The 17,934-nt window shown below is 69.2% G+C and carries 16 protein-coding genes; 9 read left to right on the top strand and 7 right to left on the bottom strand.

The features are described from left to right. Nucleotides 1-245: 245 nt before the first annotated feature. Nucleotides 246-1,022, bottom strand: a complete 777-nt coding sequence (locus ACZOOI_RS11840) for a phosphotransferase (RefSeq protein ID WP_465280614.1) — start codon at nt 1,020-1,022, stop codon at nt 246-248. Nucleotides 1,023-1,937: 915 nt separating this feature from the next. Between ACZOOI_RS11840 and ACZOOI_RS11845 the strand changes: the two genes are divergently transcribed. The 3 genes from ACZOOI_RS11845 (at nt 1,938) to ACZOOI_RS11855 (ending at nt 3,680) form a co-directional block, all read left to right on the top strand. Next, entirely contained in the window at nt 1,938-2,765 is an 828-nt protein-coding gene (locus ACZOOI_RS11845; protein ID WP_465280615.1) for a helix-turn-helix domain-containing protein, read from the top strand. Further along, nucleotides 2,762-2,944: a DUF397 domain-containing protein gene (locus ACZOOI_RS11850; RefSeq protein ID WP_465280616.1), complete on the top strand. Its 183-nt coding sequence runs from the start codon at nt 2,762-2,764 to the stop codon at nt 2,942-2,944. Before ACZOOI_RS11845 ends, ACZOOI_RS11850 begins: the two co-directional genes overlap by 4 nt. Nucleotides 2,945-3,020: 76 nt before the next feature. Next, nucleotides 3,021-3,680, top strand: a complete 660-nt coding sequence (locus ACZOOI_RS11855) for a pentapeptide repeat-containing protein (RefSeq protein ID WP_465280617.1) — start codon at nt 3,021-3,023, stop codon at nt 3,678-3,680. 30 nt (nt 3,681-3,710) lie between these two features. Here the strand turns inward: ACZOOI_RS11855 and amcA are convergent, their stop codons facing one another. Beyond that, nucleotides 3,711-3,920 (bottom strand): multiple cyclophane-containing RiPP AmcA, encoded by a 210-nt coding sequence (gene amcA / locus ACZOOI_RS11860; RefSeq protein ID WP_465280618.1) that lies wholly within the window; start codon nt 3,918-3,920, stop codon nt 3,711-3,713. Continuing rightward, nucleotides 3,917-5,029, bottom strand: coding sequence for a cyclophane-forming radical SAM peptide maturase AmcB (gene amcB / locus ACZOOI_RS11865; protein ID WP_465280619.1), 1,113 nt, complete (start codon nt 5,027-5,029; stop codon nt 3,917-3,919). The genes amcA and amcB overlap by 4 nt, the downstream gene beginning before the upstream one ends. Nucleotides 5,030-5,207: 178 nt before the next feature. Between amcB and ACZOOI_RS11870 the strand changes: the two genes are divergently transcribed. Beyond that, a complete protein-coding gene (locus tag ACZOOI_RS11870) occupies nt 5,208-6,554 on the top strand; it encodes a helix-turn-helix domain-containing protein (protein WP_465280620.1) in 1,347 nt (448 codons plus the stop codon). A gap of 271 nt (nt 6,555-6,825) precedes the next feature. After that, nucleotides 6,826-8,019 (top strand): UDP-N-acetylglucosamine--N-acetylmuramyl-(pentapeptide) pyrophosphoryl-undecaprenol N-acetylglucosamine transferase, encoded by a 1,194-nt coding sequence (locus tag ACZOOI_RS11875; RefSeq protein ID WP_465280621.1) that lies wholly within the window; start codon nt 6,826-6,828, stop codon nt 8,017-8,019. Between the two features lie 42 nt (nt 8,020-8,061). Here the strand turns inward: ACZOOI_RS11875 and ACZOOI_RS11880 are convergent, their stop codons facing one another. Beyond that, complete coding sequence (locus tag ACZOOI_RS11880; protein WP_465280622.1) at nt 8,062-9,051, bottom strand: helix-turn-helix domain-containing protein; 990 nt, start codon at nt 9,049-9,051, stop codon at nt 8,062-8,064. Nucleotides 9,052-9,134: 83 nt separating this feature from the next. Here ACZOOI_RS11880 and ACZOOI_RS11885 point away from each other — a divergent pair, with 83 nt between their 5' ends. Beyond that, nucleotides 9,135-10,055 carry an NADP-dependent oxidoreductase gene (locus ACZOOI_RS11885; protein ID WP_465280623.1) on the top strand — a complete coding sequence of 307 codons (921 nt, stop codon included), beginning with the start codon at nt 9,135-9,137 and terminating at the stop codon, nt 10,053-10,055. A gap of 140 nt (nt 10,056-10,195) precedes the next feature. Here ACZOOI_RS11885 and ACZOOI_RS11890 read toward each other — a convergent pair whose 3' ends face one another. Next, nucleotides 10,196-11,038, bottom strand: coding sequence for an AfsR/SARP family transcriptional regulator (locus tag ACZOOI_RS11890; RefSeq protein WP_465280624.1), 843 nt, complete (start codon nt 11,036-11,038; stop codon nt 10,196-10,198). 394 nt (nt 11,039-11,432) lie between these two features. Here ACZOOI_RS11890 and ACZOOI_RS11895 point away from each other — a divergent pair, with 394 nt between their 5' ends. Then, entirely contained in the window at nt 11,433-13,700 is a 2,268-nt protein-coding gene (locus ACZOOI_RS11895) for an ATP-binding cassette domain-containing protein (RefSeq protein WP_465280625.1), read from the top strand. 87 nt (nt 13,701-13,787) lie between these two features. Here the strand turns inward: ACZOOI_RS11895 and ACZOOI_RS11900 are convergent, their stop codons facing one another. Further along, complete coding sequence (locus tag ACZOOI_RS11900) at nt 13,788-14,843, bottom strand: cupin (RefSeq protein ID WP_465280626.1); 1,056 nt, start codon at nt 14,841-14,843, stop codon at nt 13,788-13,790. Between the two features lie 581 nt (nt 14,844-15,424). Here ACZOOI_RS11900 and ACZOOI_RS11905 point away from each other — a divergent pair. Further along, a complete protein-coding gene (locus ACZOOI_RS11905; RefSeq protein WP_465280627.1) occupies nt 15,425-16,624 on the top strand; it encodes a sensor histidine kinase in 1,200 nt (399 codons plus the stop codon). After that, the gene (locus ACZOOI_RS11910) at nt 16,621-17,253 is read left to right on the top strand and encodes a response regulator transcription factor (protein ID WP_465280628.1); all 633 of its coding nucleotides are present in this window, start codon (nt 16,621-16,623) and stop codon (nt 17,251-17,253) included. The genes ACZOOI_RS11905 and ACZOOI_RS11910 overlap by 4 nt, the downstream gene beginning before the upstream one ends. Before the next feature lie 6 nt (nt 17,254-17,259). On the opposite strand, the gene ACZOOI_RS11915 is transcribed toward ACZOOI_RS11910, so the two are convergent. After that, entirely contained in the window at nt 17,260-17,763 is a 504-nt protein-coding gene (locus ACZOOI_RS11915) for a flavin reductase family protein (protein WP_465280629.1), read from the bottom strand. Nucleotides 17,764-17,934: the final 171 nt, after the last annotated feature.

A 17,934-nucleotide genomic window follows, 5' to 3' on the forward strand; every position in this document is an offset into this window, starting at 1 on the left:
GTGTGACGGGCGGACGGGAAAGTATTTTTGCGAGCGCTGTCGGGGGCACGGGGCCGGTCTGCGGGAGGCCGCTCGGCGGCTATCGGACCGGCCGGGCGGCCTCGTCCGCGTTGCCGTCCACAGGACCGGCGAAGTCGTGCCCAGGGTTGTCCACAGGCTGTGCATGAAGCCTGTGGTTCCGGTTCGATCCGGCGAGCGGAGGCCGCCGAGGACGTGGCCTCCGCTCGCCGGGTCGGTTCGGTGGGTCAACCCGCGATGGGTGTTTCGACCAGGCTGATCCACCAGGTGTCGTGGCCGTCGGTGTGGCCGATCATCGCCTCGGCGAGGACGCGCCGCGCGGTCGGCGAGGTGCGGCGCCAGTCGGGGAAGCGCCACATCCAACGACGTACCTCACCGAGGTTGTGGCCCTCGTGGAGCAGCGCCGCACCGAGGAAGCCGATCTCCGCCCACCGTGGGCCGAGCGCCACCTGACCCCAGTCCACGACGGTGAGTCGGCCGTCGGACCGGATGATCATGTTGGCCGAGGTCAGGTCGGTGTGCAGGAGGCGGTTGCCGCACAGTGGGCCGGTCCGGGCGGTCGGGAGATGCTCCCGGAGCCGGCCGACGAGGGTGGGCAGGCCGGCACTGCGGCCGGGCTGGATACGCCCGATGCGGTCCACGACCCCGACCACCTGGGCCAGGTCGGGCGAGCCGAGCCGCAACTGCACGGGCCGGCCCTCGACGTGGTCGAACACGAGGACCCGCCACCCGTCGACCGTGCCGTGGTGCAACAGGCGCGGAGACAGGATGCCGGTGACGGCGCTCGCCGCGATTTCGCTGGTCTGGGCGCGGGCGGACAGGGGCGCGGTGGCCTCCTCGGCGGCCTTGACGAACACGAGGCCGGTGGAGGTGGTGACGGTCGCGGCGAAGGAACTGGTGTGTGGACCGGCAACGGTTTCGACCGCGTGGACCGGCCCGGTGGCCTTCTCCACGAATTCGATGACCTGGCAGGGTAGTTCCCGCCACGCATAACGCCTGGTCACTTCGCCTCCCGAACGGATGCGCCGGCGTCGGGCGTGATCGGCACCGAGACCGGGCGACCCACGGCACACCCGAACTCGTCCACGCGCCGCAACTGACGTGTCACGGCCGCCAATTCGACATCCGGATCAACCACGACCAGATGCCCGATCGGACACAGGTACGGCGACCGCCCCACCTGCCACGGCTGCACGACGGCAACCCGCTCCGAGGCCGCCGGAAGCGCAACGATCGTCCCGTCGGGCAAGTCCGCATGCTCGTCGACGTGCCGAACCCGCGACCCGACACGGATCGGCAACCGCCCGTCGGCTGGATATTCTTGAATCTCCATCACTGCCTCACGGTGGATAGATGGAGACAGCGGCCGGGCTCACGGGTCCAATCGAGAATCCCGGCCGCTGTCTGGAAGTAGAGCGACGAAGTTGATCGCCACGCGACCGGCAGTTGATGCCGGCGCGCCCTCCTCGGCTCAATCAGCCCGAGGTAAAAGGGAATTCGATGGCCCGACTGGCGGCGTGTACAAGACGGCGAAAGCTACCTCCGTCGCCAAGATCTCGACATCGAGCAACCGGGTGCGAAAGCACGTACCACCAGGCGTTCGAGCGACCACGAGCAGCTCCGTCGACGACACGCAGGTACCACACAAGCCGGATCTGCCATCCCGAATCCAGGCACCCGGGTGGTTGCACAGATGCGCGTAAATACCCGCAGCGTCAGTTGGTTGGGGAATCTCGGCCACAGGACATGGCCTCCCGTCAGAGCAAGGAGAAGTACAACCAAAGAGGGACGACGTCACCACATGTAGCGAATCGCTCACATTCAGCCTTGCACGCAAATATCGTTGCATCAAGGCGTCGCAACCCAGTGCGTGCGCCGGCAAGTTCCGAGCGTGGCAGGCGTGATGCATAGGAGCAGACATGAGGAAACCGCCGCATGGCATCGCAGCAGAGTTGCGCCGCCTACGCCTTGAGGCCGGACGACGGATCGAAGACGTAGCTTCGGATGTCGGCTGGAACAAGAGCAGCGTGTCCCGGTTGGAAACAGGCGTAACTCCCGTTCAACCCCGCCATGTGGCCGAGCTTGCCGGCCCCCTGCGCCTGACTCCTGTCGCACAGATGCGCCTGGAGCGGATGCTCGGCATCGTGCGCGAGCCAAACCAATGGTGGGTGAAGTACCACGAAGTGCTGAGTGACAAGTACGAAGAGCTCATCTACCTGGAGTCTCGGGCACGAAGCATCGACGTCGCGTCCACGCTCGTTCCCGGCCCTCTGCAATGCGAGGGCTATGCGCGAGCGACAATGATGCGATCGGCGTTCGTTCCCGATCCCGATGACGCCGAGATGCTTCTGGAAGTGCGGCTTCAACGCCGCCAGATCATCACGCACGGAAGTGCACAGATGACTGTGACACTGTCCGAAGCGGCCCTTTGGCAACGTTTCTGTGGACCGGTAGCCTTGCAAGCGCAGTTGCACCATCTGGTGGAACTCAGTCGACTCGACAACGTCAGCATCCGCGTCGTGCCTTTCGACGCACTGATCGCCCCGTCATTGGGCCCAATCACCATGCTGACGCTTCCCGAAGCCGACTCCACCGTTGCACACGTGGAGTATGAAGGCGGATCACAACTGCTCAAGGATGCTCGAAGCATCAAACGGTACCGCCGCAGTCTTGAGTACGTTCGACTCGCCGCCGCAACCGAGGACGAATCGCGACAGATGATCTTGAAGAGATTGGACGTTCTTTGAGCACGGTTGAGACGTACGCCTGGCGCAAGAGTCAGCGGTCGGCGCACAACGATGCATGCGTGGAGGTCGCCCCTCTCCCAACGGCCACTGGTATCCGCGACACCAAGAACCGAAGCCACGGCCACCTCGAACTCAGCCCCACCGCCTGGACCGCGCTCGTGAGCGGGCTCAAAGGCTGACCACCTCCGTCGTGGGCATCGTGGTGTTGCCGCGTGCCGAATCGGGTCGACGGCCTTCGGTGGCTACGGTCGCTTCATGGAGTTTCGTGACATTGGTGAGGACCGTTCCGTGCAGCGTCCGTCGATCGATGACGACTACCTGGAACCCTACGTCGGCTCCTTCAAAGGGCCACTCGACGTCCACTCGCGCCGCTTGACGAACGAGAACCACACCGGGGTCACGGGTGAGGGCGAGGTGGGTCGCTCGCGGCTGATCGATGTCGTCTTGTCTGAATCCTCGTTCACCGAACTGCGCCTGACGGACGTCGCGATGGTCAACGTGGACGTATCCAACGCGCGGTGGTCGGCGACGTTCGCCCGGGTGGAACTGATCGGTTGCAGGGCGTTGGGCTGGGTCCTCGACTTGGCCGAAGCCGCGGACGTATGGGTCGAAGGCTCGCGCTTGGACTACGCGCAACTCGCTCTCGGCCGGCCAAAAGGACAAGTGGCGTTCTCGAACTGCTCGTTCCGCGAGGCCCGGCTGTCCGGCAACTGGGACGCCGCAGTCTTCCTGGACTGCGACTTCACCGGCACCGACTTCGCGCTCACATCGGCGCGCAGACTCGACCTGCGCACGAGCAACATGGACGCGGCCACCGGCCTGTTGTCGCTGCACGGCGCGCGAATCGACGAGGATCAGGCACTCCGACTCGCCGTGGCACTCGCGCGCGAGGCGGGGCTCGACGTACGGTCGTGAGCCGCGCCCCGATCACGGTCGAGATACGGATCACTTCTTCGTGGGCCGCGGGTTGCGGTTGGACCAGTTGTCCCAGGTCGGCCGGTTGTCGAACTTCGGAGTCGCGTTGTCCCACGTTGGCCGGCTGTCGAAGCCATAGGCCGCCCCTTCGGGGTCTTGCGCCGTTTCCAGAAGAGCGCGCCACCGTCCGGCTTCGGCAATGACACGATCGGCGGGCGAGGTGAATGCACATGTGGTCACGTCAAAACTCCTTCTACGAGGGCGATCTTGGTGGCTCGGCAGTAGGCGGTCTCGGTGCCGTCGAAACGGCCGTTTTCGAAGTACCGGTTGGCCGGGTGGGCTCCTCCGCAGAACGCGTAGTAGGGACACGCGCGTCGGCACGCCTCGACGCCGCCCTCGAACTCGGCAACCCATGATGTCCGGCTTCGAGCCTGGGAAAGGAGTTCGGGCAGCGGTGTGGTGAGGACGTTGCCCGTGGTGAAGTCGCCGTACGTGGGGTGATGGAAGCCCGCGAGTTCGGGGGAGAGCAAGACCACCGAGCCGTCATGGGCGATGGTGGGGAAAGGATCGATCGTCGACGGCAGATAGTCGGTGCCGTCGAGGATCGTTCCGACATAACCCAGAACCCGGTCGACATCGCGGGAGCGGATGACCGGGTCGGCCTGCCATGCACGAGCCCAAGCCGCCCAGAATGCGGCGATGCGAGCCGGGTCTGCCTCGATCGCCGTGGCGTTGACACCCTCACGTTCCTCGATATTGAGGCCCACGGTGGTGCAGCCAAGACCGGCGAAGAAGGCGTACAGGTGTGCCGCCTCGTCCGGAGCGGGATCGGTCAGCACCGCGATGACCGAGAACGGAATGTCGTTGGCGACCAGACATTCGATACCGCGCATGATGCGGGCATGGGCGGGTCGGCCGCTGCGATCCACTCGTCGGACATCGAGTCCTTCGGGACCGTCGATGCTGACGCCGACATGCATGCCGTGATCCCGGAAGAACCTGCACCATGCGTCGTCGATGAGGGCGGCGTTCGTCTGGAGACTGTGTTGAACTCCGACAAACGGGCCCATGAGTTCGGCGAGCCGCCGGCGGCCGGTCGCCAGTGGCTCGCCGCCGTGCCAAATCACCTCGAAAGCGCGTGCAGAGGAAGCCGCCCACTCATTGACCGGGCCGGCGACGGCCTCTGCGACCTCGATGGGCATACGTCGGTCCGACCGCCGGAACGGCAGGTAGCAGTAGCTGCAGTCGAGTTGGCACAAGGTCGTGGGCTGCATCACGACCGCGGCCGGGACGTGCCCAAGCCGGCGTTTTGGGGCAGGTGACGTCCGTGGTGCGGTCCGACCCGGCACGATGTTCCCCCTGGGCAGATGGGTGGATATCTCGTGTTCCAGGCAACGCCCGATCGCAAGTCCGGTACAGGTGTCTTACGCAGAGTGAATGCGATTTGCGAATATCGCAAACCATATGGCCCGCCATGCCATTTGCGCGTACGTTGCGTTACTACGCGTGTGCATTCCGGAGGGATCCATGGCTGCCGGCGCCACCCATCACGGCAACATCGTCCGCAAGGCTCGCAGCGACCGGGGCTTGACCCAACGCCAGTTGGGGGCACGTACGGGGTTCTCCGCCGCCACCGTTTCGCGGATCGAGAGTGGTCGACGGCCGTTGGTGGACGTACCGACGATCAGGTTGTTCACAGAGGCTTTGGACCTCGACGCCGCACAGTTCGGACTGGCATCCGGCCGGTGTCGATCACGCCCGCTCACCGTTGACCCAAACGGGTCGAGCATGGTCGAGCGGGGCGAAGTCGCGGCTAGGGTGGGCCTGGAATCGGCAGGCGAATCCGAGGGTGGTGGCGACGCGGTGGACCGACGCGAACTCCTGGCCGGTGTTTCCGCCCTGACCGGTACCTTGGCCCTTGGCATCGGTACGGCAACTGCCTCCCCCTCCGCCGATCCGAGAGCCGCCTCGCTGCGCACCCTCCTCCTCCCCCGCACGGTGTCCGGCTCTGCGCCGACAGAAGTGCTGAGTCGGGACCTGGTCCGGGCATGGGCCTCGTTCGACGAGTGCAGCTACGAGATGCTTTCGCGCCGCTTGCCCGCCCTCGTCGGTCAGCTTGAATCCGGCATCGACGATCTGGCCCTCGGTGCTCGCGAGCGACGCCTTCGCATCTTGTCCAACGCGTACACCCTGGCCTCCGAACTGGCCGTCAAGCTCAACGAGGACGGCATGGCATGGGTCGCCGCCGACCGCGCCTTCACCGCCGCCCAGCGCAGCGCCGACCCGGTATTCCTTGCCGAGGCTGCGCGCTGCCTGGGCATCGCCCTACGCCGCCACGGCCATACGGCGGACGCCATCGACCTGCTCGTCGACACCGCCCTCGGCTTCGACCTCTCCCGGGCCGAATCGGCGACGCTCGCCGTATACAGCCGACTGTTGTCCACGGCGGCTTACACCGCTGCCAAGGCACATCGGGGGACTCAGGCCCTGGAGCTGATCAAAGAGGCAGCCCAAGCCGCCACCCGGCTACCCACCGGGACGCCCGGCTTCGACGCGGCGTTCGTTGTCCAGTACCAGGTCGGCGTTCGTACCCACCTCGATCCCGCATCCGCGCTGGACCACGCGGCACGCCTCGACGCACGTAGCCTGCCCACGCCGCAACGCCGCGCCCGATTCGCGGTCGACATCGCCCGCGCATGGGCCGCCCAGGGTTCCCCCGACGGCGCCGTCACGGCTTTGCTCCAGGCCGAACGATTCGCGCCCGAGGAAGTCCACCGCGCTTCCGTCGGTGACCTTGCCCGCAAACTCGCAAACGCTCGCCCTCACTCCAACGAGGCCCGTGCACTCGCCGGGCGCTGCACAGCTGCGGCCTGACAAGAATCCGGTAGACCGAGCAAGCCGGTTCGCATACACCTTGGCCGTGAGCCCGCACCGGTCGGCTGCTCGCAAAACGGCGAATGCACCGCGACGGCCCGCCCGTTCGTCTCGATCGGCGCTCGATGGCCGGGCCTTCCGATGCCGCCACAGGATGCGCTCGCGTCAGCAAGAGGTCCCGGGTCCGAGCCGGGCGGCTGCTATCGTCCGCGACTGGTTCACTCCCGCGGCACGGGCCGAGGGCCGGTGCAGTCAGATTGGTAGCTCCTTCGTGGATAGCGACGTCAACCGCCTTGCAGGCGGTCCCGGTTCGACCCTGCGGCTCATCGTCACGGGAGGCGGGACCGGGGGCCACACCTACCCGGCGCTCACCACCGTGCGTGCGCTTCAGGCCAGGCTCGCGGCCACCGGCGGGACGCTGGATGTCCTGTGGGTCGGGACGGCCGACAGCCTGGAAGCCCGGGTCGCCGCCGGTGCCGGGATCCGGTTCGCCTCCGTCGCGACCGGCAAGATCCGGCGCTCCGCCAATCCCCTGAAGATGATCTCCCCGGCCAACATCAAGGACATGATCCGCGTACCGCTCGGCATCGCCCAGGCGCGCCGGATCGTCGCCGGCTTCCGTCCCGACGTCGTCCTCGCCACGGGCGGCTACGTCGCCGTCCCGGTCGGCCTGGCCGCCCGGTTGACCCGTCGTCCCCTGGTGGTCCACGAGCAGACGGTGCGACTGGGCCTGGCCAACCGCTCCCTCGCCCGCCGGGCGACCCGCGTGGCGGTGTCCTCCGAATCCACCCTGCCGCTTCTCCCCGAGTCGGCCCGTGCGAGCGCCGTGGTCACCGGCAACCCGGTTCGGCCCGAAGTCCTGTCCGGGCAGGCGGACAGGGCGATCCAAGTCCTGGGCCTGGACGGCTTCGACCGGCGCCGCCCCACCGTCTACGTCACCGGCGGAGCGCAGGGATCGCAGCAGATCAACACCCTGGTGCGGGACATCCTGCCGTGGCTGCTGTCCCACGCCAACGTGATCCACCAGTGCGGCCCGTCCAACCTGGCCGACCTTCGGCAGCACACCGCGACACTCCCCGCCGACGTCGCCCCCCGCTACCTGCTGACCGACTACGTGGGCCCCGAACTGCCCGACGTACTCGCCCTGGCCGACGTGGTGATCTCCCGAAGCGGCGCCGGCACGCTCGCCGAACTCACCGCGCTGGGCAAGGCCGCCGTCTTCGTCCCGCTGGCCACCTCCGCGGGCAACGAACAGGCCCACAACGCCCGCCACCTGCACGATGCCGGCGCCGCCGCGGCCCTGCTCGGCGAGGCCACCCCGCAAGCCCTTCGCGACGCCGTGGAACCCCTGCTCACCGACCCCGACCGGCGCACCGAAATGGCCAGGCAGGCCCGGAAACACGGCCGTCCCGACGCCGCCGAGCAGTTGGCCGACGTCGTACTGTCCGTCGCCGGCGGCCGATAGGGCTCTACCGGGAGTGTCGTGCGCCCCCGGTGTCGATGACGGTCACCCGGGGCCGCCGGCCGTGCCGTCGGCCCGCCGGCGGTGGAAGGTGCGGCGGTAGGCGTCCGGGGGGACGCCGACGGTGCGGTTGAAGTGGCGGCGGAGGGTGGCGCCGGTGCCCATGCCGGTGGCCTCCGCGATGGCGTCCACGCTGTCGTCCGTGGTCTCCAACAGCTCCTGGGCCCGGTGGATCCGCTGGGTCAGCAACCACTGCAACGGGGTGGTGCCCGTCATCGACCGGAAGTGGCGGCCGAGGTGGCGCGAACTCATGTTCGCCCGGCGGGCCAAGTCCTCCACCGTCAGCGGCTGATCCAGTCGTCGGGTCGCCCACGCGAGCAGTTCGCCGAGCGGGTGGTCGGGCTGTTCGGGCATCGGGGTGGCGACGAACTGGGCCTGGCCTCCCGGCCGGTGTGGCTGGACGACCAGCCTCCGGGCGAGCGCGTTGGCGATCACCGAGCCGTGGTCGCGCCGGACCAGGTGCAGGCACAGGTCCATCGCGGCGGCCTTGCCCGCCGAGGTGAGCACGCTGCCGTTGTCGACGTAGAGCACGTCCGGGTCGACCTCGACGCCGGGAAAGCGCGCGGCCAACACCTCGGTGTGCGCCCAGTGCGTGGTGGCCCGGCGCCCCTCCAGCAGGCCGGCGGCGGCCAGCACGAAAGCGCCCGTGCACAGCGAGGCCACCCGCGCGCCGGCCTCGTGAGCCGCGCGTACGGCGTCGACGAGGTCCGCCGGCGGGTCCGTGTCGACGTCGGCCCACCCGGGGACGATCACGGTGTCGGCCAGGACGAGCCGGTCGAGACCGCAGTCGGGTTCGAGCAGGAAGCGGTCGTCGGCCCGCACGGTGCCCGCCCCGCAGATGACGAGCTCGTACCAGTCCTCGACCGGAACCGGCGGGGCCGTGCCGAACAGCTCGTAGGCAAGGGCCAGTTCGAAGTGCAGGATCCCGTCGGCGACGGCTATCGCAACTGTGCTCACGTCCGGAATTGTACGCATCGTGTCGTTCCGGACGCTCGCGCCGATCCCCGAGCGGTCGTCACGATGTCCGAGGGGATCCTTCGGACCGGAAGAGAAGTGACATGCGCGCCATCAGTCAGGACGTTCTCGGCGGCCCCGAGGTGCTCGGGGAGGTCGAGCTGGAGCGGCCGCGGCCCGGCCCGAGCGAGGTGCTGGTCGAGGTGCACGCGGCCGGCGTCAACCCGACCGACTGGATACACCGGGCCACGGGCCTGATCCTGGGCCGGCCGCCCTTCGTGCTCGGATGGGAGCTGTCGGGTGTGGTGGCGGCGGTCGGCCTGGGGGTGACGATCCATCGGCCGGGCGACGAGGTGTTCGGCATGCTGAAGTACCCGTACGGGAACGGGTCGCACGCCGAGTACGTCGTCTCGGCGGCCCGTCACCTGGTGCGCAAGCCCGCGAATCTCGACCACGTACAGGCCGCGGCACTGCCGCTGGCCGCGCTCACCGCCTGGCAGGCTCTGGTGGACACCGCCGACCTGCGGAAGGGGCAGCGGGTGTTGATCCATGCCGCGGCGGGTGGGGTCGGCCACCTGGCTGTACAGATCGCCAAGGCACGCGGCGCCTACGTCATCGGCACGGCCCGCGCACCCAAACACGACCTCGTCCGCGAGCTGGGCGCCGACGAGATGATCGACTACACCACGACCGACTTCGCCGAGGCCGTGCGGGACGTGGACGTGGTGCTGGACGGCGTCGGCGGCGCATACGGCCCGCGCTCGTTGCCGACGCTGCGCAGGGGCGGCATCCTCGTCGCGATCGTGAACAACGTCGCGGACCTGGAGGTCGAGCGGTACGGCGTCCGCGCCGCGGAGATGCTCGTCGAGGCCGACCACGCGTCCATGAAGCAGGTCGCGGCCCTGGCCGAGGTCGGGCGGCTGCGCGCCGTGATCGACTCGGTGTTCCCCCTGACGGACGCGGCCAAGGCACACGAGCGCGGGGAGACCGGCCGGGTCGCCGGCAAGATCGTCCTGACGGTCTGACCCACGCTCGGGCAAGGCCGCACAGGTCGCGGATCTCCGCCCTGCCGCGGCACGAAATCGCCGCTTGCCGAGCGGGCCGGTTGCATACACGACGGCGTATACAACCGGCCCGCGGACGGCCTCCGCTGCCGACCCGCCCGTTACCGGCGCCGGTGCGGCGCACCCCGATGCGGACAGGGCCGATGCGGACGAGCCGCCATCATGTTCCGGCGGCCCGAGCACACGGAGGCCACCGGAGACGGCGGCCGATCCGGAGCGGTGAGCATCGGATCCTGGCGCAGGATCGCGGCCTGGAGGTCACGCAGCCGCGGACCCGGATCCAGACCCAACTCCTCCGCACACAACCGCCGTCCGGCCTCCAGTACCGCCAACGCCTCCGCCTGCCGCCCCGATCGGTAGAGCGCCAGCGCGAGTTGCGCCCGAGGCCGCTCCCGCAGCGGATGCTCCCGGACCAGCGCCATCAGATCCCCGATCACCGACGCGTGTGCGCCCAGCGCGAGTCGGCACTCGGCCGCCTCCTCCAACAGCCCGGTGTGCTCCTCGGCCAACCGCGCCCGCTCGGCCTGCGCCACATCGTGATCGGCCAGCTCCGCGAACGCGTCGCCGACCCACAACGCCAGTGCGGCCCGCAGCAGTTCGTCCGCCCGATCGAGCGCACCGGCGGCCCCCGCGGCCCGGCCCGCCTCGGCCAACGCATGCCACCGCGTGGTGTCCAGCCGCCCGGCCGGCACCTCCAGGGCGTACGAGTCATCGCGCGTAGTCAATACCCGATAGGGCGCTCGCCGCCCCGGCTCCAACACCCGTCGCAGGCCGGACAGATAGGCGTGCAGCGTCGATCGCGCGCCGGGCGGCGGGCGTCCGTTCCACAGTTCCTCGGCCAGTCGGTCCACCGGTACCGCGACCCCGGGCCGCAACAGCAGCAGCGTCAACAACTCGCGCTGCCGCCTCGGGCCGATGTTCAGTTCGCTTCCGTCGGGACCCAAAACCCGGGTAGGTCCCAACACTTGGAAGGACAAGCCCCCCGACTCATCGCTGCGCGGTGGCTCCCCAACCTGCCCGCGCGACGGAATCCCCCTCGTCATATGGGAAGTGACGACACAACCCGGGATGGGGTTCCGCTTTCGTGCCGAGTCGAGGGTCCCTCAGGCTGCTCCACACCGTCTCCGCTCACGAACAGGCCGCGCCGCCGAAGCAGGTTTCGGTGCCGCTACCGCCGTGTCGGTCGCTCCCGGTGCCGACACCTGCACCTGCACCGGTCCCACCGTCGTTGTCGGCCTCGTCCCGTACGCTCGCTGGTTCGGTCGCGCCCCCGCCCCTGCCGCCGCGCGACCCGGGCCGGGCCCGTCGGGGTCCGTCATCGAAGAGCAACGGAGCCGCATGATCAAGGACATCGTCATCACCGGCGCGCGCGAGAACAACCTCAAGGATGTGTCGCTGCGCATCCCGAAGGACCGGATCGTCGTGTTCACCGGTCCGTCCGGGTCCGGCAAATCGTCGATCGTCTTCGACACCGTCGCGGTCGAGTCGAAGCGGCAACTCAACGAGACCTTCTCGGCATTCGAACGCAAGTTCCTGCCGCGCTACGAGCGCCCGCACGCCGACGCGATCGAGAACGTGTCGCCCGCCATCGTGGTGGACCAGAAGCCGATCGGGTCCAACTCCCGCTCGACGGTCGGCACGATGACCGACATCAATCCACTCCTGCGCGTGCTGTTCTCCCGCATCGCCGAACCCTCGGCCGGCACCCCCGCGGTGTACGGGTTCAACGACCCCGGCGGCATGTGCACCACGTGCGACGGCCTCGGTCGGACCGTACGGGCCGACTACACCCGCCTGCTGGATCGGTCCAGGTCGCTCAACGACGGCGCGTTCCGGCTCGCCCTGCTCGGGGTCGGGATCTACCAGGCGTCCGGGCTGTTCGACAACGACAAGCCGATCGCCGACTACACCGACGCCGAATTCGCGCTGCTCACCCGAGGCGATCCGGACCGGGTGATCAAGTTCAAGTGGGTCACCCCGGACGGCACGGTCAACGTGACCTTCGAGGGCCTGTACAGCCGCTTCGACCGGCTCTACCTCAACCGTGACGTGTCCACGCTCGGCGCCAGGACCAGGGAGACGGTCGAGGCATACCTGACCGAGGGCCCGTGCCCGGACTGCGCCGGTGCCCGACTCAACCCGGCCGTACTCGCCGCGCGGATCGACGGGCGCAACATCGCGGACTACTGCGCGCTCGAAGTCGGCGACCTGATCGAGGTGTTGGCCGCGATCGACGATCCGATCGGCCGGCCGGTGGCCGAGGCCGCCTCGGCCGCCCTGCGCCGAATCGTGGACATCGGTCTGTCCTACCTCAGCCTGGACCGGGAGACCTCCACGCTCTCCGGCGGCGAGGGGCAGCGGCTCAAGATGGTCCGCCACCTCGGCTCCAGCCTCACCGGCATGACCTACATCTTCGACGAGCCCAGTGTCGGCCTGCACCCGCGCGACGTACACCGGTTGAACGAACTCCTGGTCGCGCTGCGGGACAAGGGCAACAGCGTGCTCGTGGTCGAGCACGATCCGGACGTGATCGCGGTCGCCGACCACGTGATCGACATGGGTCCGCACGCCGGCTCGCACGGCGGTGAACTCGTCTTCGCCGGCACGGTGAAGGAGTTGATCGAGTCGGACACGCTCACCGGCCGCTTCCTGAACCGGGGCACGGTGGTCAAGACCGACTACCGCACGCCCACCGGGCACATCCCGATCCGCGGCGCGAGCCTGCACAACCTCAGGCACGTCGACGTGGACATCCCGACCGGGGTGCTGACCGTGTTCACCGGCGTCGCCGGTTCCGGCAAGAGCACGCTGGTGTCCGAGGTGTTCACCGCCGCGCATCCCGACACGATCGTCATCGACCAGACCGCGATCACGGCCAACTCGCGTTCCACTCCCGCGAGTCACATCGGGATCATGGATCCGATCCGCGCCCTGTTCGCCAAGGCGAGCGGCGAGAAGCCGGGCCTGTTCAGCTTCAACTCGGCCGGCGCCTGTTCGGCCTGCCAGGGGCGCGGCTCGGTCACCGTGGAGATGGCCTTCATGGACCCGGTGACCACGATCTGCGAGCGCTGCGAGGGACGGCGCTTCGACGACAAGGTGCTGGGGCACCCGCTGCGCGGCAAGTCGATCATCGACGTGCTGGCGCTCACCGTCGAGGACGCGCAAGAGTTCTTCACCGAGAAGCGCATCCGGCCGCACCTGGCCGCGCTCGCCGAGGTCGGGCTGGGATACGTCACGCTGGGCCAGCCGCTCGGCACGCTCTCCGGAGGTGAGCGGCAACGGCTCAAGCTGGCGGGTGAGTTGCACAAGACCGGCAGCGTGTACGTGCTCGATGAGCCGACCACGGGACTGCACATGTCCGACGTGGACACGGTGATCGCGCTGATGGACCGGCTCGTGGACGGCGGAAACACGCTCCTGGTGATCGAACACAACCTGGACGTGGTCGGCCGGGCCGACTGGGTGATCGACCTGGGTCCGGACGGCGGCAAGCACGGCGGCACGGTGGTCTTCGAGGGCACGCCCCGGCAACTCCTGGCCGCCGAACACTCGTTGACCGGCGAATACCTCAACCGCAACCTCGACCGGGACGCGAACCGGCGGTAGCCGGAAGCGCGGAACCGTAGCCGAGCGGGGCCGGCGGCCGAGAGCGGCGGCCGGGCCCGTCTCGGCACAGGCCCGGTCGCCGAGATCTCAGCGCCGGTCGCTGAAGCGGATGTCCAGGCTGCGCAGATAGGTCTGCAGGCCCGCGTCCTGAATCGGGATCAGGTGCGCGGGACTGCCGGACTCGTTGTGGTGCGCGTGCCACTTCCCGGGGGGCGTCACGAACGCGCCGCCGGGCTGCCAGTCCACCCGCTGCGGGTCGACGATCTCCCCGTGCTCGTCGAGCCGATCGCCCAGCAGGGTGAAGCAGCCCGGTTCGCAGTCCAGGATCAGGTCCAGGGCGACCGACTGGTGCCGGTGCGGACGCTGGATCTGGTCCACCGGGAGCAGGCCGAACATCGCCCACAGGGTGTGCGTGACGGTCAGCGTCTGGTCCTGGTCGATCGTGTTCAGCAACACGCTGACCCGGTTCTTGGCGTTGGCGCCGGGCGCCTCGGCGATCCGGGTGAGCTCCTCCACCGCACGATGCCGGGAGAACTTGGTCGGCCGGAACCGGGCCCGATTCGGGGTGACCCCGAGGTAGCGCAGCAGCGGCTCGTCGTGCACCCAGTAGAACAACGCGTCCTGCGCGGCGTGGTGGGTGATCTCGCCCAGATCCGGCAGGACCAGGAAGTCGCCCTTCTCCCACTCCACCGCCTGGCCGCCGACCAACGACATGCCCCGGCCGTACATCACGTAGTAGAGCTGCGAGGTCGCGTTCGGCCGCACCTCGAGCCGGTCGCCCGCGTTGATCCGGACGAAGTTGGCCAGCAGCGCCGGACTGGTCGCCGGGCCGCCCGCGATCCGCATCGGCCCGGCAAGGTCGAGCGGAATCACCCGGGTGGCTCCACCGGCGTGCAGTTCGGCCGGGAAACGCTCCACCGGAACGGGCGTCGTGTATCCGGCGCCGATCGGGTTGGCCGCCTTCGTGTACTCCCAGTAGACCGCGTCCTCACTCCACGCGGCGGCGGTCGCGGCAAGCGGTCCCTCGAAGCCGAATCGGGCCACGTCGACCAGCGGCGGCGCCGCCACGGTGGGGTCGAAGAGGGCGGATTCCCGCTCTCCGGACCGGTGCTGATCGGCCGTCACCTCGGGCTGCGCGGTCATCCGAAATCCCTTCGCAAGCGACTCCCCCGGTCCTGCCATGGTGCCATCGGCCCGGTCGCCGTGGAGAGCGGGAAGTCTCACACTCGCCACGCGGTACGCCTCACATCCGCGACATCGTACGCCGCACGCCCGCCGCGCGGACCCGCCTGACGCCCACCGCGCCGGTGCGCCGCACGCCCGCCCCGGCCAAAAGCCCGCCCGCGCCGGCCGAGGCCGACCATACCCACTCGTCCACGCGTCGCCTGTCCCCCGATCGACGGACAGGCGATGTCCGTCGTTCGTACGTCCCGGCACCCGGCCCGCACCCGCCATCGTCGAGGCATGACCCCGCGGCGAACGCACCCGGCCGGCACCCGCGTCGAATCGGCGATCACGGTGCGCGGGTTCCGCCGGAGCTGCCGGGGATCACGTTCCAGGCAGTCGAGCCGGCGGCACCTGGGAGTCGGGCCGGGTGGCCTTGGTGCTCACCGGGTGGGGTGTGCTCGGCTTGGTCGTGTGGATCACGACCTTCGACTGGAGCGGGAACGAGCGGTGAACACGGCAAAGGCAGCAATGCGGTGAATGGAGCGGATGCGGCCGGTGTGCCGATCACGCCCCGATCCACCCTGGTCGACGACGAGGAGGCGCACCTCTTCGGAAGCAGGCTGCTCGGCGCGTACCGCTATACATACCTCATCCTCGCCGCGGCCACCGCCGCCGAGTTCGGCACGGACCAACCGCCGTGGTGCCCGGTGGTGCTCGTACTGCTGCCGGTCTCGTTCTGGCTGCTGCTTCCGCCCGGTGTGGATCCGAGCGTGTGGGATCGGCGCGGGCAGGTGCACCTGGTGCTCGCGTACGCCGGAGTGACCGCGCTGAGTCTGGTCGATCCCGGCGGCATCGCGCTGATGTACGTGTTGATGCCGCTGACCTTCACGTTCATCGAGCGCATGCTCCCGGCGATGCTGGCGGGCGTATATCTCTTCGGCGTCAACGGCGCGCTCCAGGCCCGGGGGGCGCATTGGGCGCACGATCGGGTGGCCAGGATCCTGGTCGAGATGGTGATCGCGCTCGGCTTCAGCTTTCTGATGGCCTGGACCATCAACTGGCTGGCCGACAAGGTGGAGGAGCGCGGCCGGCTGGTGCGCGAGTTGGAGGCGACCCGGGCCGAGTTGGCCGAGACGCACCACGAGGCGGGTGTGCGGGTCGAGCGCGAGCGCATGGCCCGCGAGATCCACGACACCCTCGCGCAGGGGTTCACCAGCATCCTGATGTTGCTCCAGGCGGCCGGGATCACCGTGGACTCGGACGCCGCCGCCACCCGCAAACGCCTGGAACTGGCCGAGCGGGTGGCCCGGGACAACCTCGCCGAGGCACGTGCCCTGGTCGCCGCCCAGGGGCCGGTGAACGGCGAGGACCGCGCCGAGCCGCTCGCCGAATTGCTCGGCCGCACCGTCGCCGGGCTCGGCGAGGAGTTGGAGGTGGCCGCGACGTTCACGGTCACCGGCGTCGAGCACGAGCTGTCCTCGACGGTCCAGGTGGTGCTGGTGCGGGTGCTTCAGGAGTCGCTGGCCAACATCCGCAAACACGCCGACGCCGGGTGCGTGGCGGTGGAGTTGGCCTACCGTCCGTTCGCCACCCGGCTGACCGTGGCGGACGACGGACGAGGCTTCGAGCCGGGGAACGGGAAGGGGGGATACGGTCTTCCGGGAATGCGGGCGCGGCTGGCACAGGTCGGCGGCGAGGTCGAGTTGGTCTCGGCGCCCGGCCGGGGCACGACCGTACGGGTGGAGGTACCGCAGTGATCCGTCTGCTCATCGCCGACGACCACCCCGTGGTGCGCGAGGGCCTGGCGGGCATGCTCGCGGCCGAGGCCGATTTCGAGGTGGTCGCCTCCGTCGAGGACGGTGCACAGGCTGTGGACAGGGCCGCCGAGCTGCGGCCCGACGTGGTGTTGATGGACCTGCGGATGCCGGGCACCGACGGCGTCGCCGCGACCCGGCGGATCGTGCGCGAGCTGCCCGGGGTGCACGTGCTGATCCTGACCACGTACGACACCGACGGCGACATCGTGCGCGCCGTCGAGGCGGGCGCCACCGGCTACCTGCTCAAGGACACCCCGCGGGTGGAACTGGCCGCCGCGGTCCGCGCCGCCGCCCGGGGCGAGACGGTGCTCGCGCCGCCGGTGGCCGCGAAGCTGGTCACCCGGCTGAAGACACCGGTCCGCGACGCACTGAGCCCGCGCGAGACGCAGGTGCTCGGCCTGGTCGCGCGCGGGATGACCAACGCCGAGATCGGCCGGGAGTTGTACATCGGCGAGGCCACCGTCAAGACGCACCTGATGCGCACCTTCAACAAGCTCGGCGTGGACGACCGCACCGCCGCCGTCACGGTGGCCATGGCGGAGGGGCTCCTGCCCGGCGCGGGCGGGTGAGGCGCGCTACTCGGCGATCAGGCGCGCATACCGGCCCTTGTGGAACATCAGCGGCGCGGTGTCCCGCGGCAGGTCCAGGGCGGTGACCGCGCCGATCACGATCACGTGGTCGCCGCCGGGCAACTCGTGCGCGATGTCGCACTCGATCCAGGCCACCGCCCCGGCCAGCCGCGGAGCGCCGTTGCCGGCGGGGGCCCAGTCCACGCCGACGAACTTGTCGCCGCCGCTGCGGCCCATCGCACGACACACGTCCTGCTGGTCCTCGGCGAGGATGTTGACCACGAACCGGCCGGCCGCGCGCACCCGGGGGTAGGTCGTCGAGGTGAGCGCCGGGGCGATCGAGATGTACGCCGGTTCCAGCGACAGCGATGTGAATGACTGGCACGCCATGCCCACGGGCGCACCGTCGTGGATCGCGGTGACCACCGTGACGCCGGTGGCGAAGTGGCCCATGACCTGACGCATCCGCGCCTGATCGATCCCGGCCGACGGCGTCGTGGCGCTGGACATGGCTGCCCCCAGGGGTCCGAAGCTGGATTTCCTGCATATGACTAATAGTCGTATGCCTGTTTGTCTCGGCCATTGAACGGCGGAACTGACGAACCGTCAATAACCTCGACCGGGCTTCCGCCCCGTGATCACCGCCACCTTGACGGCCCCTTTCGGCGCGTTCGGGAACTT

It is taken from the genome of Embleya sp. L77, from assembly GCF_055557415.1.